This is a genomic window from Hungatella sp. SL.1.14 (genome assembly GCF_024460495.1).
Classification (GTDB): Bacteria; Bacillota; Clostridia; order Lachnospirales; family Lachnospiraceae; genus Hungatella; species Hungatella hathewayi.
Window position 1 is genome coordinate 18,631 of record NZ_JANFYJ010000021.1, and the last position, 23,240, is coordinate 41,870.

23 protein-coding genes and 1 tRNA gene are annotated in these 23,240 nt (G+C 47.8%); 7 read left to right on the forward strand and 17 right to left on the reverse strand.

The window, feature by feature from the left end; genetic code table 11:
• Positions 1-25 precede the first annotated feature (25 nt).
• From NE473_RS20865 to rlmD, 3 genes are all read right to left on the reverse strand, one after another.
• A complete protein-coding gene (locus NE473_RS20865; protein ID WP_039892747.1) occupies positions 26-376 on the reverse strand; it encodes a MerR family transcriptional regulator in 351 nt (116 codons plus the stop codon).
• Positions 377-525: 149 nt separating this feature from the next.
• A complete protein-coding gene (locus NE473_RS20870; protein ID WP_055649174.1) occupies positions 526-1,416 on the reverse strand; it encodes a LysR family transcriptional regulator in 891 nt (296 codons plus the stop codon).
• 468 nt (positions 1,417-1,884) lie between these two features.
• On the reverse strand, positions 1,885-3,360 hold the full coding sequence (rlmD, locus tag NE473_RS20875) for a 23S rRNA (uracil(1939)-C(5))-methyltransferase RlmD (protein WP_242866064.1): 1,476 nt from the start codon (positions 3,358-3,360) through the stop codon (positions 1,885-1,887).
• Between the two features lie 386 nt (positions 3,361-3,746).
• Here rlmD and NE473_RS20880 point away from each other — a divergent pair, with 386 nt between their 5' ends.
• Positions 3,747-4,349 (forward strand): prolyl-tRNA synthetase associated domain-containing protein, encoded by a 603-nt coding sequence (locus tag NE473_RS20880; RefSeq protein WP_055649172.1) that lies wholly within the window; start codon positions 3,747-3,749, stop codon positions 4,347-4,349.
• 176 nt (positions 4,350-4,525) lie between these two features.
• Here the strand turns inward: NE473_RS20880 and NE473_RS20885 are convergent, their stop codons facing one another.
• Complete coding sequence (locus NE473_RS20885; RefSeq protein ID WP_256265377.1) at positions 4,526-5,608, reverse strand: GGDEF domain-containing protein; 1,083 nt, start codon at positions 5,606-5,608, stop codon at positions 4,526-4,528.
• Between the two features lie 271 nt (positions 5,609-5,879).
• Between NE473_RS20885 and NE473_RS20890 the strand changes: the two genes are divergently transcribed.
• Complete coding sequence (locus NE473_RS20890) at positions 5,880-6,215, forward strand: helix-turn-helix transcriptional regulator (protein WP_006775877.1); 336 nt, start codon at positions 5,880-5,882, stop codon at positions 6,213-6,215.
• Positions 6,216-6,426: 211 nt separating this feature from the next.
• Here NE473_RS20890 and NE473_RS20895 read toward each other — a convergent pair whose 3' ends face one another.
• From NE473_RS20895 to NE473_RS20905, 3 genes are read right to left on the reverse strand one after another with little or no spacing between them, the layout of a single operon-like run.
• Complete coding sequence (locus NE473_RS20895; protein WP_055649171.1) at positions 6,427-8,217, reverse strand: aminopeptidase P family protein; 1,791 nt, start codon at positions 8,215-8,217, stop codon at positions 6,427-6,429.
• Positions 8,214-9,644, reverse strand: a complete 1,431-nt coding sequence (gene lpdA / locus NE473_RS20900; RefSeq protein WP_055649170.1) for a dihydrolipoyl dehydrogenase — start codon at positions 9,642-9,644, stop codon at positions 8,214-8,216. Before lpdA ends, NE473_RS20895 begins: the two co-directional genes overlap by 4 nt.
• Before the next feature lie 58 nt (positions 9,645-9,702).
• Positions 9,703-10,515: an HAD hydrolase family protein gene (locus NE473_RS20905; RefSeq protein ID WP_081034801.1), complete on the reverse strand. Its 813-nt coding sequence runs from the start codon at positions 10,513-10,515 to the stop codon at positions 9,703-9,705.
• Between the two features lie 103 nt (positions 10,516-10,618).
• On the opposite strand from NE473_RS20905, the gene NE473_RS20910 reads away from it, so the two are divergent.
• Positions 10,619-10,692, forward strand: a tRNA-Pro gene (locus NE473_RS20910).
• Between the two features lie 84 nt (positions 10,693-10,776).
• Here NE473_RS20910 and NE473_RS20915 read toward each other — a convergent pair.
• Complete coding sequence (locus NE473_RS20915) at positions 10,777-11,193, reverse strand: hypothetical protein (protein WP_055649169.1); 417 nt, start codon at positions 11,191-11,193, stop codon at positions 10,777-10,779.
• A gap of 145 nt (positions 11,194-11,338) precedes the next feature.
• Positions 11,339-12,115: a hypothetical protein gene (locus NE473_RS20920; protein ID WP_055649168.1), complete on the reverse strand. Its 777-nt coding sequence runs from the start codon at positions 12,113-12,115 to the stop codon at positions 11,339-11,341.
• Between the two features lie 242 nt (positions 12,116-12,357).
• Here NE473_RS20920 and NE473_RS20925 point away from each other — a divergent pair, with 242 nt between their 5' ends.
• From NE473_RS20925 to NE473_RS20940, 4 genes are all read left to right on the forward strand, one after another.
• Positions 12,358-12,612: a hypothetical protein gene (locus NE473_RS20925; RefSeq protein ID WP_006777114.1), complete on the forward strand. Its 255-nt coding sequence runs from the start codon at positions 12,358-12,360 to the stop codon at positions 12,610-12,612.
• Positions 12,613-12,711: 99 nt separating this feature from the next.
• On the forward strand, positions 12,712-12,858 hold the full coding sequence (locus NE473_RS20930; protein ID WP_022031632.1) for a hypothetical protein: 147 nt from the start codon (positions 12,712-12,714) through the stop codon (positions 12,856-12,858).
• Positions 12,859-13,134: 276 nt separating this feature from the next.
• The gene (locus tag NE473_RS20935; protein ID WP_022031631.1) at positions 13,135-13,710 is read left to right on the forward strand and encodes a winged helix-turn-helix domain-containing protein; all 576 of its coding nucleotides are present in this window, start codon (positions 13,135-13,137) and stop codon (positions 13,708-13,710) included.
• Positions 13,711-13,712: 2 nt separating this feature from the next.
• Positions 13,713-14,942 (forward strand): MFS transporter, encoded by a 1,230-nt coding sequence (locus NE473_RS20940; RefSeq protein WP_242866062.1) that lies wholly within the window; start codon positions 13,713-13,715, stop codon positions 14,940-14,942.
• A 2-nt stretch (positions 14,943-14,944) separates the two neighbouring features.
• Here the strand turns inward: NE473_RS20940 and NE473_RS20945 are convergent, their stop codons facing one another.
• From NE473_RS20945 to NE473_RS20980, 8 genes are all read right to left on the reverse strand, one after another.
• Positions 14,945-17,116: a YhgE/Pip domain-containing protein gene (locus NE473_RS20945; protein ID WP_055649165.1), complete on the reverse strand. Its 2,172-nt coding sequence runs from the start codon at positions 17,114-17,116 to the stop codon at positions 14,945-14,947.
• Between the two features lie 261 nt (positions 17,117-17,377).
• Positions 17,378-17,866 (reverse strand): hypothetical protein, encoded by a 489-nt coding sequence (locus tag NE473_RS20950; protein ID WP_022031628.1) that lies wholly within the window; start codon positions 17,864-17,866, stop codon positions 17,378-17,380.
• 108 nt (positions 17,867-17,974) lie between these two features.
• Positions 17,975-18,853, reverse strand: coding sequence for an ROK family protein (locus NE473_RS20955; protein WP_055649164.1), 879 nt, complete (start codon positions 18,851-18,853; stop codon positions 17,975-17,977).
• Between the two features lie 68 nt (positions 18,854-18,921).
• A complete protein-coding gene (locus tag NE473_RS20960) occupies positions 18,922-19,884 on the reverse strand; it encodes a type I phosphomannose isomerase catalytic subunit (protein ID WP_055649163.1) in 963 nt (320 codons plus the stop codon).
• Positions 19,885-20,074: 190 nt separating this feature from the next.
• On the reverse strand, positions 20,075-20,860 hold the full coding sequence (locus NE473_RS20965; RefSeq protein ID WP_055649162.1) for a hypothetical protein: 786 nt from the start codon (positions 20,858-20,860) through the stop codon (positions 20,075-20,077).
• A 3-nt stretch (positions 20,861-20,863) separates the two neighbouring features.
• Positions 20,864-21,556: a GntR family transcriptional regulator gene (locus NE473_RS20970; RefSeq protein ID WP_022031625.1), complete on the reverse strand. Its 693-nt coding sequence runs from the start codon at positions 21,554-21,556 to the stop codon at positions 20,864-20,866.
• A 169-nt stretch (positions 21,557-21,725) separates the two neighbouring features.
• Positions 21,726-22,532: a gluconate 5-dehydrogenase gene (locus NE473_RS20975; protein WP_039893506.1), complete on the reverse strand. Its 807-nt coding sequence runs from the start codon at positions 22,530-22,532 to the stop codon at positions 21,726-21,728.
• A 396-nt stretch (positions 22,533-22,928) separates the two neighbouring features.
• The gene (locus NE473_RS20980) at positions 22,929-23,240 is read right to left on the reverse strand and encodes a hypothetical protein (protein ID WP_081034800.1); all 312 of its coding nucleotides are present in this window, start codon (positions 23,238-23,240) and stop codon (positions 22,929-22,931) included.

The following is a 23,240-nucleotide window of genomic DNA, read 5'->3' on the forward strand; positions in this document are numbered from 1 at the left end:
ATTTGTTTGAGTATGGCTGCCGAATTTACTTATGTGTTTTTTGAATTTTGTACCGTAAATAATCCACACGGTCTAACTGTTTCTGTTTAAAATGAAGTTCATCGAGGGTCACTCCACGTTTTTTGTTTAGCATATCGAGGCGTTCTTCTTCTGTGGAATCACCTTCCAAAAGAAGACGCATATATGCCTCAACCTCGTTGTTGTCAAAGCCAATATCATGGAGGGTCATAATCATACTAAGCCTTTGTATATCCCGGTCATCATACTGCCATACCCCCATCACCCTTCTCACTTCATCACACAGGCCCCAGCTTTCATATTCCTTTAAAACTTCAATCGGAATATTGTACCGTTCACTTGCTTCATTAATTGTCATAGTCTCACCTCGCTGATTATTCATACCAAAAGGTCACACCGCAGCTTAATGCTCCCCATAGGCGTGCTTCGCACGATAATGTAAATAAATAAGGATGTCCCTTCCGGAACACCCTCATTGTAAGCCTATATTCATTCTATGTCTAATGCCTATAATTTATTGTCAGATATTACTTTTTCGTATTGTCTTGCGAATTCAATAAAACTGCTCGTGGCAGAGGAGAAAATCTGTTCTTTCTTCCATACCAGAACTGTGCTCATTTCAAGTATTGGATAAAGAGGAACAAAGCACAAATTATCGTATGTATAGTTCAGCTTAATACCAAGTACAATTCCCAAATGATTCTCCGCAAGCATTGCTTCATTGTACAACAAATTACCTGTAGCAATAATTTTCACCTGCGTATTATAATCATCAAGCCATTTACCAATACTGCTCTTTGGGAATTCGCCTGTGGCAGTGATTAGTTGTTTTCCAACTAAATCTTCCGGCTGCACCCATTCTTTTTGAGCCAAAGCGGAATCCGTGTTTACCCATACTCCCCAGCGTTCCTTTACCGGCATAGAAATAAAATCATACTTACGAATATCAATCGGTTCTGCCATCAACCCTATATCCAGAAGACCTCTCTCTACATAATCGTGAATGTTATCCGCATCCCCGCTGTAAATCTCATATTGCACATTGGGATGTTTCTCCGAGAAGGAGGCAATCATCTGCGACAGAAATCTGGTAGATTGAAATTCTCCGCTGCCAATAGCAATTTTTCCGGTGAGTTCCTCATCTCTGTGCCTTAAATCCTGCCTGGTTTTCTCAGCCAGAGCCAGCAACTCCTGTGCGCGGCGTTTCAAAATCATACCATCTTCCGTTAGTATAATATTATGATTGCTTCTGGTAAAAAGTTTTACACCGAGGTCTTCCTCTAATTGTGCAATCTGTCGCGATAAGGTAGGCTGGGTGACGTGAAGCATTTGTGCTGCCCGCGTAAAGTTTTCCTCCCTGGCCACTGCCAGAAAATAGTTTAGCACGCGAAGATCCATATAATCCCCCCTTTTTTTAGATTATACTGAAGATTTATAGTATTTTCAACATGGCTATCCATGAGTTATTAAGTTCGTAAAATAATGTATGCACCTTTATCCTTTGCTCTGCATTACTACCTTCTTCGTCTTGGAATGTTCTCTTCATATGCCATCATGACACATGCCATAAGACACCACTTGGGCAGATCTTCTTCCAGGAGTCAAATTCAATCGCAAGTTCTCTTTCTTCCTTACTTTCCGGCATTTTCTGCTCGTTGCTTTACAAAGCGACTCAAAATCCACAAAACCGGCAGTAAAGGACAGCCAATTTTTCGTCGGCTGACCTTGAATTTTTCCCATATATCACTGAAATACCTTCCTGCATCTGTGGAAGGGGCTAAAAATCGGGGCTAAAAACGGCCATTTTTTGCCCTGTTTTTTGCTCGATTTTTGCTCAAAAACCACTATATCTTGTGGTTTGAACCTCTATTTTTTCTTAAAACCACAATTCTGCATCATTATCACCGACTCCACATGCTCCGTCCCCGGAAACATATCCACCCCCCACGCCACTTTCGCCTCATACCCCATCTTCCTGAACACTCCCAAATCTCTGGCCAGCGTCTCCGGGCCACAGGATACGTACACCACTTTCTCCGGTTTTATCTTCGCAACCGACTGTATAAACTCCTCCGTACTTCCGCTCCTCGGCGGGTCCATAAAGACAACATCAACATGTTCGCCGTTATCAGCCATTTTACTCATAAATGCCCCTGCGTCATTACAATAGAACTGCGCATTCTTAATCCCGTTAATCTTAGCATTTTGGGCTGCATCCCGTACCGCATCGCGGTTTAATTCCACGCCGATGACCCGGTCCGCCTCCTGGCTCGCCACGATCCCAATCGTTCCGATACCACAGTATGCATCAATCACCGTTTCCTTCCCGGTAAGGCCGGCCAGTTCTATCGCTTTCCGATAAAGCACCTCTGTCTGTACCGGATTCACCTGATAAAACGATTTAGAAGAGATCCTGAAACGAAATCCACATAAAATATCCTCAATATAGCCTTTTCCGTACAGCACGTTCTCCCTGTCTCCAAGCACCATGCTGGTATCCCTGCCGTTAATATTCTGAACAATGGTTGTGATTTCCGGATGCTTTTCTCTCAATGCGCGGACAAAATTATTTTTGGAAGGAAATACAGGAGATGCTGTAACCAGAACGACCATGATATCACCCGTTGCAAAACCGCGTCTGATCAGCACATGGCGCAGAAGGCCGTACCCTGTATCCTCATCAAACGTTTTGATCTTAAATGATTTTAACATTCCTCTGATGGTACCAATGATCTCATCCGCCTTCTGATCCTCAATGAGACAGCTTTCAATCGGAACGACACGATGTGTATTTGCCTCATAGACGCCGGAAACAGGATTTCCTTTTTTATCATGGTCAAACACAGCATGTACCTTATTTCTGTAATGGAACGGATCCTTCATCCCGATAATTGGCTGTACCCTGCAGTACGGTTTCAGTAATTCCTCCAACTTTTTCTGCTTCAGACTCAGCTGTTTATCATATGGCATATCCAGAAGCTGACAGCCGCCGCAGCGCAAAAATACAGGACATGGCGTAGTATTTTTCCTAACCGGATGCCCCTCTTCCTTCGCGCTTATTCCACGCTTGAAAGCAGATGTACCGCTTCTTAAATCTCTGTTATTTCCTGTTTTTTGATTACTTCCCTTCTGCAGCGGCCTTTTCCCCGTCTCCGGCTTCTGCCCTGCTTTCCCGGCTGTATTGTTTCCACGCTTACCGGAAACGCCTCCTGCCGTATTTACTGCTTTATCTTCTCGTCTCTTCCCCTCTCCGTACCTTGCAGATTTATCATCACGCTTCGAACTCATCGTCTTTTCTGTCAATACTCTCGATCTTTCATTTTTCAGTCGGTTTTCAATCATTTGAGTTGACCTTCCTTTTCTTCTTTTATTTTCATTTACTATATGTTTTAAATGCACCCATTCTGCTGATTCCATCTGTCAGCCTTGTCGGAAATAATCCAGCAAATGATTACACAATCTTAAGCCCCGTTCATAACCGGTTACTCCTGTAAAAATCATTATAATACAAGACACCGCATAAAGCCATTGAAAAAAGAATTGTTCTTACCTGGTTTTCCCGTATTGATAACAGCATACCCCATTTTCCATCATACAGCCGGTCCCATTTTACCTTCTTCCGTCAACCATTTTTGCTTTCCTCTTGCAATTATTCCATTCTCTTGTATAATAACACTCATATTCCTATTACCAGTTTGACCGAATCCAAACAGAAAGAGGCATTTCATATGGCAAACACAGCAGCAGAAAGTATCACTCCCGCCCATGTTTTTCACATAGACCGGACTTTATATACCGGACGGCCCGCAGATTTCACCGGGCGTCCTGAAAAAGAGAAGGTCACTTACGATCTTTTGGATAAACTTGGTATCGCCTATCAGCGCCTGGATCATGATCCGACCGCTACAATAGAGGCATGTCACGATATCGATGCACTCCTGGAAACAGAGATCTGTAAAAATTTATTTCTGCGCAATGCCCAGAAAAACAGCTTTTATCTTCTCATGATTCCCGGCTGCAAAAAATTCCGGACGGCAGTTCTGTCAAAACAGATCGGCTCGGCCAGACTCTCTTTTGCAGAACCTGAATTTATGGAACAGTATTTAAATATCACCCCCGGTTCAGTATCAGTTCTGGGACTGATGAATGATAAAAAAAACCGCGTCCGGCTGCTGATTGACAGAGATATTCTTGAGCAGGAATTTCTTGGCTGCCATCCCTGCATCAACACCTCCAGTTTAAAAATCCGGACCTCAGACATCGTAAATATTTTTCTTCCTTATATCGGTCATTCCTATACCCTGGTGGATCTCCCCTGTGACTCTGACTAGTTTAGCATCGCCTGATTTATTCCTTCCGTCACAAAAATGGCTGCGTCTTAAACGCAGCCATCCCATTTCTTATTCATTTCCCCTGCTACCGCCACTCATTACCACTTCTCTTCTATAGTTTGCCTCTACATTTTGCTTCTATATTTTGCTTCCACAATTCGCTTTTCCCCGCTTCCCTACTCCTCATACCAGGCAATCCGATTTTTCCCCTCCTGCTTTGCCCGGTACATGGCCTGATCGGCTCTGGAAAACAGTTCCTGGTACTCTTCGCCCGGGTCCCCGGTGCTGCTGGCTATTCCGATGCTCACAGAAATCCGTAATTCGCCTTCTTTTGTAAAATCTGCGGTTCCGTTCAGAAGCCTCAATGCCTTCATTTTGGTATCTCCGCTTTCCGAATAAACTACGAACTCATCACCGCCAACTCTGCCGATCAAGTCGGAATCACGGAAGATTTCGCGCAGAAGTTCGCCTGTCTTAACCAGAATCTTATCGCCGGCCGGGTGCCCGTACTGGTCGTTCACATCCTTGAAATTATCGATATCGATCATATATAAACTGCCGCGGCTTCCCCTTTTCAAGGTCTCTTCCATCATATATTCAAAGGCCGTCTTATTATAGATACCGGTCAGGCCATCTCTGGTAGACTGAAACAGAAGCTGCTCCTCCCGCTCCTTCTGTTTGCTGATATCGTCCAGTTTTCCAATCAGGCAGACCGGCCTCTCTGTTTCCGCATACTTATCTCCAGACTCCTTTCCCCCGTCATATTCTGCCCTGATATGACAGATGCACCAGCGATAGTCTTCCGTATCCGCTTTCATGCGAAATTCAAAGCATCTGCTTTCTCCCTGCAGTGGCGGACACTTCACGTATTTCTCAAGAGCGCTTTTCAGAACAGAAGTCTCCATCTGGTTTGACGCATTGGGGGTAAACAGAATGCTTCCGTCACGGTATCTGTATTCAAACAGGACTGTATCCGTAAATTTACCAAGCCTGCGGTACAACGCTTCCCGCCTGTCTTCCTTTTGCTCGTTTTGATTATCTTGTTTGTTTTGCTTATCTTGTTCGTTTTGTTTATTTTGCTCCTTTTGTTCGTTTTGTTTCTCCATCTTCCCCTCTTCCAGCCGTTCTCCCTCTCCCCTGTCTTTTCCCCATATCAGCGGATACGAAATCACTCCCATCGCCGCCAGGGATACAATAAATACAGCCCACGCCATACGATCAGCCATCCCTTTGGACTGCATCCGTAAACTTCCAATCATACCCACCATAATAAGGATATAAACCAATATGCATAAAATGGCCCGGGTTTTCCCGGTCCCTTTATCCCTCCATTTTTTTAAATATTCTGTCATCGGACATCCTCTCGCCCTATAGGCACGCACTTTCTTTTGTCTTTCTCTTTCGTTTTTCTAACTTATATAATAACGCTTTTTATCCGTATATGCAACCAATTTTTCAGCCATTATTACGCATATAAAACGGAATGTTGGGAAAGATTATCCTTTATGATTAACCATAGAGGTGATAAGAATGAATGAACAGTTTGTCAGAAACAGAATTACAGAGCTCCGTTTAAAAAAAGATGTCTCTGAATACCAGATGAGTCTGGATCTCGGTAAAAATAAGAGTTACATTCAGGGTATTTCCTCTGGCCGATCCATGCCTTCCATGAAACAATTCTTCGAAATTTGCGATTACCTGGAAATTACTCCGCTGGAATTTTTTGATACCGAAATGGCAGAACCGCCACAGTTCCGCAGGGCTGTGGAGTTGTTGAAAGAACTGGACAATGAAGATTGGGAAGCGATTATCCCGCTTCTGATGCGGCTTCGTAAAGAAATAACCCAAAAACAAGCGGAACCATAGCAAATGTTCCCTGTCTGGAAGACGATTGAAGTCAAATCCCCAGCGTTCTCCGGCGCAGCAGTAAATCTGCGGTACCGGAAAACGCTGGGGATTTGACCCTTGCGGCAGTTTTCAAATGAACCCGCAGCGCGCCATCCGGCCCGTTTCCTGCGGATATTCTGTTTTTAAGACCTTGCCATCATCAGGGCATATGCGCATGCTCCGCCTGATATCATGAGATCGCTCTCGTATTCTCTTTCAGCCATTCGGCCTCTTCCTCAGTCAGATACGGAGAGATTTTCTCATACACTTGTCTGTGATAGTTGTTTAAGAGTTCCACGTCCCGCTCATTCATCAGCGATTGATCCAGCGCATCTAAATCGATCGGAACAAAGGTCAGAAATTCAAATTCCATGAACTGACCGTATTCATTCTTCTCCGCCTTTTTGCAGACAATCAGATTTTCCGTCCGCACGCCATGGCTGCCTTCAATATATACGCCTGGCTCGTCGGAAGTCACCATTCCTTCTTCCAGAACGCAGTTGTCCTGCCGCTCCGGCACCATGCGCCAGCGGATTCCGTTAGGACGCTCATGAACATTTAACAGGTAGCCAACCCCGTGGCCGGTTCCATGGTCAAAGTTCAGCCCTCTGCTCCAAAGCGGTTCTCTCGCCACATAATCCAGCGTAAGCCCTCTGCAGCCATATAAGAACTTCACTGCAGCCAGCCGCAGCATGCTGATGACACTCAGTGTAAAATGTTCCCGCTCTGCCTGCGTCGTCTCTCCCAGGGAAATCGTCCTCGTCACATCGGTAGTCCCCTCATAATACTGTCCGCCGGAATCTACCAGGTAGAGTCCCTTCGGTTCCAGAACCGCGTTGCTCTCCGGCGTCGCCGAATAGTGGCACATAGCCGCATTAGCCCCGTAGGCAGAGATCGTATGGAAGGATAGTCCCAGATTCCCCTCCTGCTCTGCGCGCAGCTGATCCAGATAATGTTCCGCATCGAGCTCGGTAATCGTCTGCTTTCCGATATTCTTTTTCAGCCAGAAGATAAACTTCGCCATGGCCACACCGTCTTTGATATGAGCCTTCTTCATATTTTCAATTTCAACCGGATTCTTGACCGCCTTGGCCGGAGCGGTCGGATTCATGCAGTCTACAATGGTATTCGTCTCATCTAAATTGCTGATAATCGCATAGTTGGTCTTCGCAGTCTCCAGAAGCACCTTCTGGCCCTTTAACTGGCCCACCGCATCGTAAATATCATTGTATGGCCGAATCGTAACGCCCAGTTCTTTTAAATAAGATTTTACTTCACTGTCCAGAACCGCCTCATTGATAAATAAATAGAAGCGTTCCAAGGTCACCAGTGCGTAGGAAAGGACTACCGGGTTGCAGACAACGTCATTTCCACGGATATTTAACAGCCACACAATATCGTCAAGCGTTGTGAGGACATGAACCGTAGTCTTCTCCTTCCTCATTGCTTCTCTTAAATCAGCAATCTTATCCGCAGCAGATTTGCCTGCATAATTTTCTTTCAAAATCCAGACCGGCTCTGCGGATAACTCCGGGCGGTCTTCCCAGATGAAATCCACTAAGTCTTCCTGCCAGGAAAACTTCACGTGCTTATCTTCCAGAAGTTCTTTCAGCTTCTGTCCCATCTGGCTGTTGACAACACGGCCGTCAAAACCGAGTGTTCCATTGTCAGGCATCATCTCGGTCAGATACTCTTCCTCGGTCGGTACTCCCTCCTGACCAGATTTCATAAGGATCACGCCGGTTCCCTCCAGCTGCTTTGCCGCCTGCACGAAATACCGCCCGTCTGTCCAGAGCCTCGCCTCTGTCTGCGTGATAACAGCAGTACCCGCCGACCCTGTAAAACCGGTTATAAATTTCCGGCATTTAAAATAATCCCCAACATACTCCGACTCGTGAAAATCAGAGGTAGGAATCATATAAGCGTCGATATGGCGCTCCGCCATCAGGCTTCGTAATGCTGCAATTCTCTCTTGAATCATAACCTTTCGTCTCCTTTTGCTTCATAATAATTCTCGATTGCCGCCGTAATGCCCTCGCTGTACGTCGGATGGGCCCTCATGGCAAGCATGAGCTGATCCGCTGTCAGGCCATTTGCGATAGCAGTCGCCATTTCACTGATCATATCGGTGGCCCGCGGACAGACAATCTGAGCGCCGACAATCGTTCCGGAATATTCTTCGAAAATCAGATGAATGAATCCGCTCTGTTCTCTGGTAATGATGGATTTGCCATTACCGCTCATGGAGTAGCGCCCGCAGCGCACCTTCATCTTATGGGCCTTCGCTTCTTCCACCGTAATTCCAACAGAAGCAATCTCCGGCTCAGTATAAATGCATCCAGGCACTACCGGGAGCTCCACAAACATTCCGTTAGGTACCACGGAAAGCCGTATGGTATGATGTACCCCCGCAATTTTCTCCACCACATAAGTCCCCTGGGCTGCCGCTACATGCGCCAGCATCTTGCCAGCCGTCACATCACCGATGGCATAGATCCCCGGTTCACTGGTCTGGAATTCCGAATCTGTCTTAAGGCAGCCCCCTTCCATGGCAAGGCTGACATCCTGTCCAAAGAGTCCGTCCAGATTCGGTTGTCTGCCTGCTGCCAGGAGAATCTGCCCGGAACGAATCGTCCGCACCTCTCCTCCGGCCTCGTAAACGCAGACAAGTCCCTGTTCCTCGCCGCGAATTTCCAGGACCCTGGCTTCACACTGGACAGAGATTCCCTTCCGCCTCAGTTCCCCTTCCAGTACCTCGGAGACCTCATTGTCCATGGGGCCCAGTAAGTGCTCCCGGCTCTCGATGATCGTCACATGGGAGCACAGTGCCTGGAAAATCGTCGCGAACTCCACGCCGATCACTCCGCCTCCGATAATCGTAAGGCGGTCGTAATTCCAGGTATCGGAAGCCAGCAGCCGGTCGCTCGTCAAAACCCCCGGCAGCATCGCTCCGGGAATATCCGGTATGACAGGCTTCGCCCCTGTCGCAATGATAATGTGGTCTGCCTCGTAATAGTCTTTTCCTGACGGACTGTTCACCTCCACAGTCCGCCCACGCCGGATCGTAGCCGTTCCCTCGATATAATCGATTCCGGCACTCTCGACTGCTTCCTTTACTTCCTTGCGGTACTCTTTTACAGAACGTTTCTTATAGTCCTGCATTTTCTTAAAATCAAAAGAAATGAAATCAGCCGACACTCCAAATACATCGCAGTTCTGAAATGCCGCAAACATACTGGAGGCATGAAGCAGAGCCTTCGTCGGAATACAGCCCTTATTGACGCAGGTCCCGCCCAGTTTTTCTTTCTCTGCAATCGCAGTCTTAAGCCCCAGTCCCGCCGCCTTAAGTGCAGCCGTATAACCGCCGGGACCGCCGCCTATGATAAAGAGATCATAATGTTTTGCCATGCTACTTATTTCCTTCCCTGTATAGTTTCATGAAAGCAATGCCAGGCATCCGGACCGGTTATAACCGGATCAGACCGAAATGCACACAGGCGTTTCGGATTCCATCCGCGTCCACGGCATCGGTCACGTAATCCGCCGCCTCCTTAAGTTCTTCCATCGCATTTCCCATGGCAATTCCGATTCCCGCCGTCTTCACGATATCGTAATCGTTCATACTGTCCCCAAATGCCACCGTGTCGGACAGAGGCGTCTGAAAATAGTCGCAGAGGCGGATCAGTCCCATAGCCTTGCTGGCCGTCTTCTCCACCACATCCGCGCCCCGCTTTTCCGCGAACATGTGCACATTGATCTCAGGGAACCGGTCTCCCATAGCCTTAGCGCCCCTTTCATCACCGATGTAAGCCATGGTCCTGACATCTAACTCAGGGAGCTTCCACGGATCCGCAAACCGGCGTCCGCATTCTCCCCACAGATCCGTGTCGTGGCGGTTCACCACTTCCGGATGGACGTAGTAATCATATCCGCCCACACTGGCTCCCACACTGTATGGTGTGTCCTGTGCATAGGCGAGAATCCGCTTCATCAGTTCCTTATCAAACAGATGCTCGTATATAATCGTGTCCCCCACCGTAATCTTCGTCCCATTCAAATGAATGATGGCATCCGGCCTGATCTGTTCCTTTAATACGACGCTGAAGCTGGAATCCATGTCGCGGCCGGTGGCCAGCACAATGGTGTAATTCTCCCGAAGCTTTTGAAGAGTCTCCATGGCACTGTCCGGTATCGTCCAGTCCTTATGGTCCAGCAGGGTCATATCTACATCAAAACTTACGATTGGTTTCATATTCTTTCTCACCTGTCTTTTCTGCATGAATCATATCGTCTTTACCATCATATCTTAAAATATAAAATTTTTCAACAAATATACTTTTCAAATCGCAAACTTTCTGCTATAATACCATAGTGACCAGAAACGGAGTATGGCGTAGCTTGGTAGCGCGCTCGGCTGGGGGCCGAGAGGTCGCAGGTTCAAATCCTGTTACTCCGATTCGGTAAAAGTGCCGGAATGCCTTATTTAAAAGGCTTCCGGCACTTTTTTGCTGCTGAAAAGCGAAAATCTCTCCTGTACCATTTAATCTCTGTGCTCTCCGCTGATCAGTTCATTTAAAGTACAGCCCCGGCCGCTTTCATCTTCCAGGGAATACTTCTCCTGATTTGCTCTTTTGGAAAAAAACTTAATCAGATCCTCAAGGCTGTTAAGCAGAGCGCCTTCCGTCTCACACTTATGCCAGAATACGCCGGCATGATTTACCGTAAGAAATGGCTCCTTATATAAGCTGTCACTCAGCGGCGAACGGGAAAAAGCGCTGAAGCTGTCTCTCATCAAACGCTCTGCCAGTTCATCATTTACAATCTCTCCATTCGCTTCGGCACAAAATTGATGCAGCTTATCTGTAACCATGGGAAACCATTCCTCTTCCCAGAATTTTTCAAACTCCCTGCACTCTTTTTTTCGTTTTCTGTTTACTATATAATATGTAGTTGACATTGTATTCCTCCCACATCTCACTTCCCTGCATACGACGGCACCTGGTATTCCGAGGCGAGGCGCGCCCCGGCTCGGGCCGGGTTGCTTTCCCACTCAAGTTTACCTTAAATTCAAGGCCAGTCTGACCATCCTTTCCGCTCATACACTAACTCCTGTTTTTATACGGCTCCTCATGGCCGCCTTCCTGGCTCAGCGGAAAAAGGTCCTGTTCTATCATCTCTTTAAACGCAATATAATACGCCTCAAAACATTCAAAGCACGCCGCTTCCTTCGTACAGTTAAGACATTCAAATGATTTCAGCGTTCCGTATTTCTTTTTTATAAAACAGCACAGCTGGTGGTATGCGCCTCCTAACAGCCAGGTATTGACCCGCAGCAGATCACGCAGAATTTCCTCTTTTGCCTCGATATCCGCAGACGTATAGAGGGGGACAAAAATGCTCGGATGAATATAACTGTTGGACCCGCTCTCTGCCTGGTCGATTTCCGCCATTGTCTCATCATCCGTTATTCTGCCTAATCCGTTATCCTTTGCAATATCCCTCTTGCTGACTATTGTAAAATCACCTTTAAACGCATACTTCTTATAGCGATCATCGTACCGGTTATTCTTTTTATCATGCATATACAACAGAACCGATATATAATTCTCCGCATTTATTAAATTAAACATGTCAAAAAATGCTTCCACCGAATTCCTGGTATTCCTCCTGACCGGCAGAAAACCGAAGCAATCCACATCCACATTATTTTCTCTCAGGTATTTCATATTTGCCTGAAAATTATCTTTGATTAAGTAGAAAAGCAGATAGATCTCCTCCCGCAGAACCTCCGGATAAAGCTTTGCTATCTTCGCCACAGCAAAATCCAGATAATTCATCAGGTTATATTCTTGGTAAAATACCGGATTAAAAACGTGCATGAAGACCTCCTGCTGTGGACGCTACAGTTAATTATACCATAGATATCCATTTTATTGTTACAAATCTGAATAACAGCGTATTAAATCATTTTAAACTGTAATTCTGACTTCCCGATTCTGTACTCTCAGTCTATAGTATTGGCTGTGTTCATGAAAATATAGCAACAAATTATGTAAATTATAAATCGGCAATTCCTGGATTTCTGCATATATTATACGAATAACCTTTTTGAGGTGCCGCCATGCCAGGAGGATGGTCTTATCAGTCATATCTTACTCCATACGATTCATTCATATTTTATAATGCGATCGGAAAACATAATGATTATTTCTATACGCCCATAGCCGTAGCGACACAGGTCGTCAACGGAACCAATTACAAGTTTATGACAATTGCAGAGCCGCAGACGGAGGATTTAAACCCGCAGTTCGCTGTCGTTGATATTTATCAGCCAATCAACGGTAAACCGTATCTGACCAGTATCGCCATGCTCTAGTATTTCCAGTATTTGTTACATTCCTGTTCCCGCAAATTCTCTGTGATCATCCGTATATCATCACCTCTTGCTGCACATCCTAACCAGGAGGTGATGAACATGTCCTATATTGCTCCCGCCGTCCAGGCCAAATTCGAGACGCTTTCCATCGATTTGAAAAATGAAATCCTGGAACGGAACGTGCAGATTAACACGATTTACGATCTTATCAACGTTCTGCAGGAGATCGTGAACGAAGGTCAGTAATCATGTAATCCGCACCCCGGATCCGGATCGGAACCCGATAGATCGTTATCGGTTCCGATCCGGATTTTTTCGTCCATTCTTCCGTGGTGAGCTGAGTCTCCCGCCCTGTTTCGCTCCTGACTCCTATCTCAAATTAATACAAACTGACACTAACCACTATTAGCAACGGGGCGGTTAAAATCCGCTTGACATTACATAATATGTAACGTTATAATAATGATAATATCAAACATTCCAAAACTACTCAAAAACGGCCTGCAGCAAAAGGAGGATCTTATGTCAGAACAGAACATGATTACGCTCGTTACCCGGAAACAGATGGACATCTATATGAACCCGCAGCGCCAGCGGCTTTTAAAAGCCATGGAGGTCAGCGGTGTTCCCATGACCCCCAAGCAGCTGTCCAATATATTAAAGATATCAGCCTCCTCCGTCTCTCTTCACATCAGGAAGCTGGAGGAGCTGGGACTGGTGAAGCTGGATCACACGGAAGCCATTCACGGAATCCAGGCAAAATACTATAAAAAACTCCCGGTCTCGGTATCCCTTGGCGGAAATTTAGATGATGATTTAAAGGAGGAACGTTCCTGTCTGTCGGACTATATTATGACGGAACTCTGGAATGGATTTAAAGACCGCTTAAAGCGGGCGAAAGATCAGTCAGATGTGATGACGACCGGCGATTTCACCAGCGGAGTCGTTCATTTGAGCAGAAAAGATGCGGAGGAGCTGTATCATTTGATTCTGGATTTTACCGATGCACATACAGTGCCTGGGGACGAAACGGTCCCCTGGGAATTCGGCCTGGTGGCATATCCCCACAGCCCCCTTCCGGAAGAAAAGGAGGAATGACCATGAAACGAAGCCATATTCTGTTATTTGGGGCCAATGCCTTCGGCACCGGCCTTCTCGCCCCGGTACTCTCCCTTGTACTGCTGAGCCACGGAGCCACCATGGAAAATTTATCCCTGTGCATCGGAATATTTGCCGTCATAGTCGTTGTACTGGAACTCCCCAGCGGAATTTTAGCGGATTTGATCGGCAGGAAACGGATCTTCTTGATATCTGCCTGTTTTATGATGGCAAACTATGCACTTCTTCTGTTCAGCCGCCATTTTCTCATGCTGGCCGCGGCATGTGCGATGCAGGGCATCGGCCGTGCATTCAGCTCCGGTTCCATCGAGGCGCTGGAGATCGAGACGTATCTCTGTGAGCATGAGGGCCGCAATCTGGAAAAAATCAACAGCACCATGGCCGTCATTGAAAGCGTCGGCCTTGCCTCCGGGTCCATTGCAGGCGGTATCCTGGGCTATCTGGATGTCTCCTACAGCCTTCTCTTAATCCTGGCATTCATCCTGCAGATACTCATTCTGGGTCTGGCCGCCTGGTTTGTAAAGGAACCGCCGCGGAAAAAAAGCCCGCTTTCTCCTGTCCTTCAGCTGAAGGAACAGGTTCGGGGGCTGTATCATTCTCTTCTGCACAGTCTTCCGGTCACTACCATTGTCCTGATGTCGGCTGCCTGCGGAATGCTTCTTTGCACCGTCGAAGTCTACTGGCAGCCAACGCTTCAGGCCTTCCTCCCCGGGCAGATGGGATGGATTTTTGGCGTGATCACCTGTCTGGGCTATCTTGGCGTCACCATCGGCAGCAAGGCAGCCGAAGCCGTCATGCAGTCTAAACGGACGGTCTTCACACCGGAAAAGAGCTGGCATACGTACTGGATCCTTCGTTTTCTGCTCATCCTCAACGTCGCTGTCCTGGGATTTACCCGCCGGGTCTGGCTGTTTCCGGTTCTCTTCGTCCTGGTCTATGTAGTGCTGGGCGCCGGGAATCTGATTGAAAATACCATTTTTCACGGGACCGTTGCAAGCAGCCAGCGCGCAGGCATGATGTCGCTGCTCTCCCTGTCTCTGCGCGCAGGCGGGCTTGGTACCTCCCTATTGGGAAGTCTGATTATAAGCGGCCTTTCTCTGTCATATGTCTGGCTTCTGCTTCCGCTGTTTTCAGCCCTCCTTATTGGCGTCATCATGATATTCCACCACCGGTCTGCAGCAAACTGCCGCACCGCAAAAGCTGGCTGCTGAACCTACATCACCCCGGTTTCCTCCAGCTTTCGCTCAAAGAAATCATTCATTTTCATCACCTGTTTTCGCAGTACTACGCCCACAAACAGGGATACCGGCAGATATAACAGGATCTTTCCCATATCCTCAAAATACGCGTTCCCGTAGATTCCTCCGACGCACTCCCTCATGGCGTTAATGGCGTGTGTAAACGGCAGCATCGGATTGACCATACGGAAGAAATGGGGCGTCACCTCAATGGGGAAGGTCCCGCCCGCCCCGGCCACCTGTATGACGAGCAGAACGACCGCCAGAGCCTTCCCCACATCACCGAAGGAGATAGTGAGCGTATAGATGATATTGACAAATACCACGCTTGCCGTGACTGCCGCCAATACGAATTTAGCCGGCTCCAGACACTGGATCTTCAGCAGATACAGATCTCCCAGCGCCACGATCAGCGCCTGTGCCACACCGAAGAGCATGAAGATTAAGTATCTGCCAAAGTATTTTTCACAGGGCTTACCACCATGGATGTTCTCATCCTCCAGGACGCGGCACTTCAAGACTGCCACCAGCACAAGGCCGCCCACCCATATGGCAAGAATCGTATAAAACGGAGTCATGGCCGAACCGTAGTTCTCTATGGGATAGATCTGATTTTCTTCCAGATTCACCGGCGACGAGAGAAAATTTCCCATGGTCTCCGGATCGTTTTTCATAATCTCCACAATTTTAGCGAGCCGCTCGCTCTCCTCCACTGATTCCACCTCACCGATGATGCGGTCCAGTTTTTCCTCACCGGCTGTAATCATGACTGCCGTCTGGTCCAGCGTCTGGATCAGACTGTCAAAGGAGTCTGTGGTCTGAGTCAACGTACCGTCAATCTGCGGCAGAAGCCCGTTGATCCCCACTGCATAATCCGAAGCTGCTGAGAGGCTGTCATAGAGACTGTCCAGACCAGCCGTCATGGCCGGTTTTACCTGGCTGTGGTACTGATCCGTGATCTGAGCCCCCTGATCCATCATCTCCTCAAGCGACTTCTTAATCTCCTGTCTCGCATCCGCCGGAAGCTTTCCCGTCTTTAATACCGCATCTTCCGCCGTATCAATGATATGTATCATATTTTTCTGCCGTTCGATCTGACTGCCTATCATATCAGACATCGCTCCCAAAACCTTTCCCGGCCCCGGAAGATTCTCCTTTAGGCGGTTCACCAGGTCAAAAAGCTTCTGATTCACAGTCAGCAGTTTATCTAAAATTCCGGAAGCCCTGTTTAACGCCCCTGCCGCCGCATTCGTATCGCGGTCCCACATGTCAATGGCGTCCCGGATCGATCCGTCAACCGAGTCCATCAGCCCGTCTGTTATATCCAGAACATTCCCCACGCTGTCCGTCATGGTATCCGATAAATCCTCTGAGGAACGGATTAGACGGCTGATATCCGCCCCCGTATCCTGCCCCGACTCTAAAAGCTCCCTGGAATCCGGCAGCATTGCCTGGACACTGCTCAAGAGTCCTTTTCCCGCAGTCAAAGCGGATTTTAACGCATTGACCGAGCTCCCCATCAGGACGAGATCATTTCTGGCATCCTTCATGGAAGCCACCATCTCATCCGCCAAATCTTCCTTCTTCCCTTCCACGGTATCATAGGTGACATGAAATGCCTTTCCCAGTGCTTCGGATGAGGCGCTGATCAGGGATTCGTTTACCTGCTGCTGGATGGTGCTGACGCCCTTATCCGTGATCTTCGTGGCAATGGCATTTTTCTTTTCATTCACATAGTACTGGAGCGTCGGCTTCCTGACGTTTGAAGTAAAGATACTGGCCGTCTTCTCGCTGAAATCCTCGGGAATGACGACGCAGGCATAGTAGCGCCCCGCCTTCACACCTTCCACAGCCTGCTCCTCATCCACAAACTGCCACCCGATCTGATCATTTTCATGAAGGTTGGAAATAATCATGTCTCCGATGTTCACAGTGGTATCAAGCTGCTCGATCCGCGTCCCTTTATCGAGGCTGGCGACGGCCACCCGGAGCCCCTTCGTATTGCCGTAGGGATCCCAGTTCGCCGCAATGTTGAACCAGGCATACAGCGACGGCAGTATCATGATTCCCAGCGCCACGATAACCGCCACCGGATTTTTTCCTATGTTCTTGATATCTCTGAGAAATATGGCCCAAATCTGCTTCATCCTTCCAAGCCTCCCTGTTTTGCCCTGAAATGTGTTTATGTGTTTATATTTTTAAACGTATTGGATTATAGCGGTGTGGAAATTAAAAGTCAATAGGCAGATTGGGGGATGTGTCGTACTCTGCTTTGAAGGAATTGCCAGACAGAAAGAAAAAATCTCCGCAATGCATTCCGATCTGCACTGCGGAGATTCTCAATATCTGCTTTTTATCTGCTTTTTATTTCTGTGTTATGTATCATCTTTCTTTTTAATCGTTTCGTTCTAACGCATCATCAGAAAAGGGATTCCCTGTCCGTTCATGCCCATGTTCTGATTTCCGCCGCAGTTCTGGTTACCGGAACAGCTCTGACCGAAGCCGCAGGACCCGTTGTCTCCACAGTTCTGACCAAAGCCGCAGGATCCGTTATCCCCACAGCCCTGACCAAAGCCGCAGGATCCGTTGTCTCCACAGTCCTGACCAAAGCCGCAGAACCCGTTGTCTCCACAGCCCTGACCGTAACCGCAGGACCCGTTGCCCGTATAGTTCTGGCCAAGCCCGCAGCCTAATCCGCCTCTGCCGTTAGCAGTTGCACCCAGCTGATTGAATATGCCTGCCAAATTGCCGGTCTGCCCGCTGCAGTTTGTCATATAACCACTCATGCCATTTCCGCCTCCGGTTACCTGAAAGGCCGCTGCGTGAGCCGTCATTGGTACACTTGCGATACTCATTGCAGCTGCGGCTGCCAGAACAAATAATGGATACTTCCTCATGATAAAGTCCTCCTTATGTATTACAAAATTGTTACATTTCTGTTACAAAATGTATCATAACATACTGAGGTTCCTTTATCACTAGGAGAAAATTGGCAATTTTACCACTTATTCTGCCAGCTCCAGTTCATCCATGGCAAGCTTTAACGCTCCCATAATTCCCTGATTGTCATTCAGACTTGGAAGAACGATGTAGCTGTCTAAATCCTCCAGTTCCTTCGTCTGGATATAGCCGTTTAACTGGCGCTTTACTTCTTCTCTTACTAACGGCATCATATGTTCCTGATGCATCACGCCTCCGCCGAGAATAATTCTCTGCGGTGACAGGATCACGATGTAGTCTACGATCGCCTGACCGATGTAAAAGGCCTCCATCTCCCATACTTCTTTCCTGTCTGCAAGCTCTATGCCCTTCTTACCCCAGCGCTCTTCAATAGCCGGTCCCGCAGCAAGGCCTTCCAGACAGTTTCTGTGGTACGGGCATTTTCCCGCATAGGTGTCTTCCGGATGCTTTGCCAGCAGCACGTGGCCGCCTTCCGGATGAAGCATGCCGTGAAGCAGCCTGCCGTTGGATATGATTCCTGCTCCGACTCCGGTTCCTATGGTAAAGTACACACTGTTCTCCAGCCCCTTTGTGATGCCCCAGGTAGCCTCTCCCAGTGCGGAACCATTCACATCCGTATCAAATCCAACCGGAACCCCAAGCGCCTCTTTAAATGCGCCGACGATATTATAATTGGCCCATCTAAGCTTCGGTGTCGTGGTGATATATCCGTAAGTCTCCGACTTTCTGTTTAAATCGATCGGGCCGAAGCAGCCGATCCCCAGTGCTTCGATCTCCTTATCCTTAAAATAATCAATCAGCTTCGGCATCGTAATCTCCGGTGTTTCAGTCGGAATCGAAACCCGTTCAAAAATCTCACCATGTTCATTGCCAATGGCGCAAACCATCTTTGTTCCGCCTGCCTCTAATGCTCCAAGTCTCATCTCATTACTCCTCCTGTCTATATTCTTCCTCAGTCAAAAGCCCCGCCGCAAGCAGCGAATCGTCAAATTTAAAGGTCTGCAGCGTTCTGCCGGATCTCTGTTTCCGGGTTGGAACAGATCACCGTCATCTTTCCTTCAAATCTCAATTCGCCCGCTCCTGCCGGCACGATAAAATGCTGTCCCGTCTCCAGCGGAATTCCGTTTACACAGCCCTTGCCGCTGATTACGCTGACATTGGCAAAATATCGGCTGAATTCCCTGGTAAACACGCCGTCGATCTCATACTTGTCCACAGAATAGAATGGACACGTAATAAGGTGTGTATGAACCGCGCCCGGTATCTTTTCCGTAAAGGTATCGCAGGAAGCTTCCTGAAATGGTGCCTCAATGGTCGCTATGCTCTGTTCCACATGCAGCTGTCTCGGCTTCCCGTCAGACAGCCTGTCGTAGTCGTAAACACGATATGTAATATCACTGCTCTGCTGGGTTTCGAGAATCAGAGTTCCTCCCTTGATGGCATGGACGCATCCCGGATTGATCTGGAAGAAGTCGCCCTTTTTCACCGGAACTCTGCGGATAAATGCATCCCACTGATGTCCGCGTATCATCGCCTCCATCTCTTCATGGCTTCCCGCATGGTGGCCGATGACAATCTCCGTTCCCGGGTCACAGTCCAGAATATACCAGCACTCCGTCTTCCCCAGCGATCCGTCCTCATGGATCTTCGCATACTCATCATCCGGATGCACCTGAATGCTCAAATCCGCCTTTGCGTCAATGATCTTGACGAGAAGCGGAAACTGATCTCCCGGATAATTCCCGAAAAGCTCCGGCTTCTCCTTCCACAGACTGCTGAGCAGCCGTCCGTCGTACATCCCGCCGGCAATGCGGCAGTCTCCATTCTTGTGGGCGCTCACGGCCCAGCATTCACCTGTCGTATCTCCCGGAATCTCATAGCCGAACACGTCGCGAAGCTTCGTGCCCCCCCATATTGCTTCCTTGAACACAGGCTCCATAAACAACAGTTCCATATGTTGTCCTCCTTATTATGACTCATTATACCACCCCTCAATGGTGTCTGTCATAGTACCATTTTACCCGAATAAGGAGAAAAGGGAAAGAGGAAATTTCAAATATCGTGAAGAAATTGACAAATAAGGTATGCAGGCCCCGTCAGGGTATGCATACCTTATTATGTGTGCCGCTTATTGGCATCGCCTGTTATGCTCCATAAACCTCGATCTGAGTCAGAGCCGGGAACGGGGATGGATCATCTGCCTTAATCAAATTGCTGAGTTTCAGCCAGGTGATTCCCTTTTTCTCAATTCTAAATTCATGGGGCTTTACGCTCTTTTCCATATCGACGACCTCAGTCGTACCGTCGGAAAAGGTAAATGTCGCCTTTACCCACCAGTTATCATGAGGAAAATCGGCTCTCGTAACGAGAACAATTTTATCAAAATCCACGGGGCGGCCGAACTCCAGGGTCATCTTCGCATCGTCCTGACGGTTAATCCCCCATGATTCATACGGCCATTCGCCGTGGGATTCGTTGGAAACCACGCCGTCAATGGCATTGCGTGCAGCAAATACAGCCTCTCCTCTGGTCTCCACATTCGCATATACATGAGGATAACAGCCCGGATCCCCATGCTGGTCCATCACATTCTTTGCGAGATTGCGGTAAGCCCCGGTCTCATACGCCTCTGCAGTTCTTATGGTCAGATAATGCTTTCCTCCGGTAAATGATTTCGGATTGTAGGAAACCTTCTTCTCCTCAAATGGAATCACATAAACCACTTCCGGTTTCGTAATATAGACCAGAGCCTCGTCCATGGTATCATCCACACGAACCACATAGTGGCAATTCACCGCATCCGTGGCAAAGGTTATGGTATCTCCCTGGCAGTACTCTCCCTCATAAACGAGAACAGCCCTCTCCTCGCCGCATCCGGAGCATTTTACCACGCCATTTTCATCTTTTATGGTAATCGATACGTTCGCCATCGTCTATTCCTCCTGTTCAAAGTAATCTTTATATTCTACATCGATCTGATATTTCATACGCTTCATGCTGTAGTAGAGATGTTCCTTCAGGGAACGCTCCAGGCCGGCAATATCCTTTTTTTCCAACAGTTCAAAGAGCTCCGTATGTTCCCGGATGATTCTGGTAAAATCCGTTTCCGTGACGAAATCCAGCATGCGGAACCGGGTATAGTGAAGCTGCTGCGCCTGAATCATGTCCCAGAGCTTCATCTTATCCGTGGCACGGAACCATATGGCGTGCATCTCCGCGTCCATGCGGTAGAACTGTTCCGGCTCAAAGCCCTTCTCCTGGATGAGCGCCTGCTGCTTTCTGATCATGTAGCGCACCTCTTCCATCCACAGCGGGGTCGCAATGTCCACGAAATCCCGCATAACCATAGTCTCCACCGCCACACGCATGTAGATCATCTGCTTGATATTGCTTAAGTTTAAAAGCGTTACCTGAGTGCCGGAATAGGGCACGGAAATGACGAACCCCTGCTCCTGCAGTCTCCTGACCGCTTCCCTCACAGGCGTCCTTGAAACGCCGAAACGCTCGCAGATCTCATTCTCACTGATCATCTGCCCCGGCTTCAGCTCCAGGTCCAATATCTCCCGCTTTAACGTCTCAAAAACGAGCTCCCCGCGGTTTTTATAGGCTTTCGTCTTCTCTTCCATGGCACCTCTCCGTTATCATTTCTAAAAAACATGCCATGAGCTCTGCCGAAAACAGAATCATGGCATGAATATACATTCTTTTTTTACCAGGTGCAGCACACCGGATGCTCATAGTATAGCATAACCTTTCTTTGCGGTCAATCTCCGGCTGCCACCGCTCCAGTGAATCTTACTGCGGCTGCTTGCCGATATAAGCCAGGATACCGCCGTCTACATAGAGAACATGGCCGTTGATAAAATCAGATGCATCGGAAGCTAAGAATACTGCCGGTGCAGCAAGATCTTCCGCTTCTCCCCAGCGTCCTGCCGGTGTCTTGGAAATGATAAACTGATCGAATGGATGTCTGGAGCCATCCGGCTGGGTCTCACGCAACGGTGCAGTCTGAGGAGTCGCTATGTAGCCAGGTCCAATGCCGTTGCACTGAATGTTGAACTCGCCGTATTCAGACGCAATATTCTTGGTCAGCATCTTTAAGCCGCCCTTTGCAGCCGCATATGCGGATACGGTCTCACGGCCAAGTTCAGACATCATAGAACAGATGTTGATAATCTTGCCGTGACCCTTCTTGATCATAGACGGAATAACTGCCTTGGACACAATAAACGGAGCGTTTAAATCAACGTCAATCACCTGTCTGAACTGCTCTGCGGTCATGTCACACATCGGGATACGCTTGATGATACCGGCATTGTTCACGAGAATATCAATCACGCCTACTTCACTCTCGATACGGGCTACCATCTCATTCACAGCCGCCTCATCGGTTACGTCACATACGTAGCCGTGTGCATCGATTCCCTCTTCTTTATAGGAAGCAATTCCCTTATCCACTAATTCCTGCTTGATATCGTTAAACACGATCGTTGCGCCGGCTGCCGCCATACCTTTGGCGATTGCAAAACCGATTCCGTAGGAAGCACCTGTGATCAGTGCTACTTTACCGTTCAGCGAAAACTTGTCTGTTAAGTAATCCATGTTCATGATTCGTTTCTCCTTTACTTATTTCTTTTTGGTCTGGTCAGTTATTTCGTCATCCCGGTCTGTTTTTAAAATGTATTCAAGCTTTTAAATTTGTATACAACCTCAATGACTTGTATATAGACTATCATATTGTATTCAATTATTCAATGTGCAATATGACCAAACTCTCTTCTCTTTTTTTGTCATTATTTTCTTTACCGGATCGGCCGCTGTCGGAGCACGGCTGCTTCAGCGGGGAATACTTTTCTATAATATTAATAATATAAAAAAGCTTTTATGAAACGCCTCATTCACACGTTTCATAAAAGCTTTTTATTTTTTGTTTCCGCCGGCACTGATAACGTGCCGGCAGATCTTATCTCAGGAGCAAATATCCGTTTTTACAGCTGATTAACGGCAGCCACAGCCGCAGCCGCTGTCAGCAGCCGTACCGGGAGCCGAAATCGGCATTACATTGTTATTATTGCCGGTCCAGAAGCCATCTCTGAAGCCAGTCTCATAGCCTGCATTAAAGCCTGCTGCATAGCCGCGGCGATAGTTGCTGTTTGCCCAGTCATTTCTGCAGCATCCACAGGAAGAATTGTTATTTCCGCATCCACATCCGCAGGAAGAATTACTATTTCCGCATCCGCAGCCCCAGGAACCACCGCATCCACTATTACATCCACAACTTACATTACATCTATTATTACAACAACACAT

Bases quoted from the DNA above. Each gene is read 5' to 3' on its own strand.
- rlmD (WP_242866064.1), bottom strand. From the start codon at position 3,360: ATGATTGAAAACCGACTGAAAAATGAAAGATCGAGAGTATTGACAGAA.
- NE473_RS20865 (WP_039892747.1), bottom strand. From the start codon at position 376: ATGACAATTAATGAAGCAAGTGAACGGTACAATATTCCGATTGAAGTT.
- NE473_RS20965 (WP_055649162.1), bottom strand. From the start codon at position 20,860: ATGGCGAACGTATCGATTACCATAAAAGATGAAAATGGCGTGGTAAAA.
- NE473_RS20920 (WP_055649168.1), bottom strand. From the start codon at position 12,115: ATGCACGTTTTTAATCCGGTATTTTACCAAGAATATAACCTGATGAAT.
- NE473_RS20950 (WP_022031628.1), bottom strand. From the start codon at position 17,866: ATGAGGAAGTATCCATTATTTGTTCTGGCAGCCGCAGCTGCAATGAGT.
- NE473_RS20870 (WP_055649174.1), bottom strand. From the start codon at position 1,416: ATGGATCTTCGCGTGCTAAACTATTTTCTGGCAGTGGCCAGGGAGGAA.
- NE473_RS20980 (WP_081034800.1), bottom strand. From the start codon at position 23,240: ATGTGTTGTTGTAATAATAGATGTAATGTAAGTTGTGGATGTAATAGT.
- NE473_RS20935 (WP_022031631.1), top strand. From the start codon at position 13,135: ATGTCAGAACAGAACATGATTACGCTCGTTACCCGGAAACAGATGGAC.
- NE473_RS20945 (WP_055649165.1), bottom strand. From the start codon at position 17,116: ATGAAGCAGATTTGGGCCATATTTCTCAGAGATATCAAGAACATAGGA.
- NE473_RS20890 (WP_006775877.1), top strand. From the start codon at position 5,880: ATGAATGAACAGTTTGTCAGAAACAGAATTACAGAGCTCCGTTTAAAA.
- NE473_RS20930 (WP_022031632.1), top strand. From the start codon at position 12,712: ATGTCCTATATTGCTCCCGCCGTCCAGGCCAAATTCGAGACGCTTTCC.
- NE473_RS20925 (WP_006777114.1), top strand. From the start codon at position 12,358: ATGCCAGGAGGATGGTCTTATCAGTCATATCTTACTCCATACGATTCA.
- NE473_RS20905 (WP_081034801.1), bottom strand. From the start codon at position 10,515: ATGCAGAAAAGACAGGTGAGAAAGAATATGAAACCAATCGTAAGTTTT.
- NE473_RS20960 (WP_055649163.1), bottom strand. From the start codon at position 19,884: ATGGAACTGTTGTTTATGGAGCCTGTGTTCAAGGAAGCAATATGGGGG.
- NE473_RS20895 (WP_055649171.1), bottom strand. From the start codon at position 8,217: ATGATTCAAGAGAGAATTGCAGCATTACGAAGCCTGATGGCGGAGCGC.
- NE473_RS20970 (WP_022031625.1), bottom strand. From the start codon at position 21,556: ATGGAAGAGAAGACGAAAGCCTATAAAAACCGCGGGGAGCTCGTTTTT.
- NE473_RS20940 (WP_242866062.1), top strand. From the start codon at position 13,713: ATGAAACGAAGCCATATTCTGTTATTTGGGGCCAATGCCTTCGGCACC.
- NE473_RS20915 (WP_055649169.1), bottom strand. From the start codon at position 11,193: ATGTCAACTACATATTATATAGTAAACAGAAAACGAAAAAAAGAGTGC.
- NE473_RS20975 (WP_039893506.1), bottom strand. From the start codon at position 22,532: ATGGATTACTTAACAGACAAGTTTTCGCTGAACGGTAAAGTAGCACTG.
- NE473_RS20880 (WP_055649172.1), top strand. From the start codon at position 3,747: ATGGCAAACACAGCAGCAGAAAGTATCACTCCCGCCCATGTTTTTCAC.
- NE473_RS20885 (WP_256265377.1), bottom strand. From the start codon at position 5,608: ATGATTGGAAGTTTACGGATGCAGTCCAAAGGGATGGCTGATCGTATG.
- lpdA (WP_055649170.1), bottom strand. From the start codon at position 9,644: ATGGCAAAACATTATGATCTCTTTATCATAGGCGGCGGTCCCGGCGGT.
- NE473_RS20955 (WP_055649164.1), bottom strand. From the start codon at position 18,853: ATGAGACTTGGAGCATTAGAGGCAGGCGGAACAAAGATGGTTTGCGCC.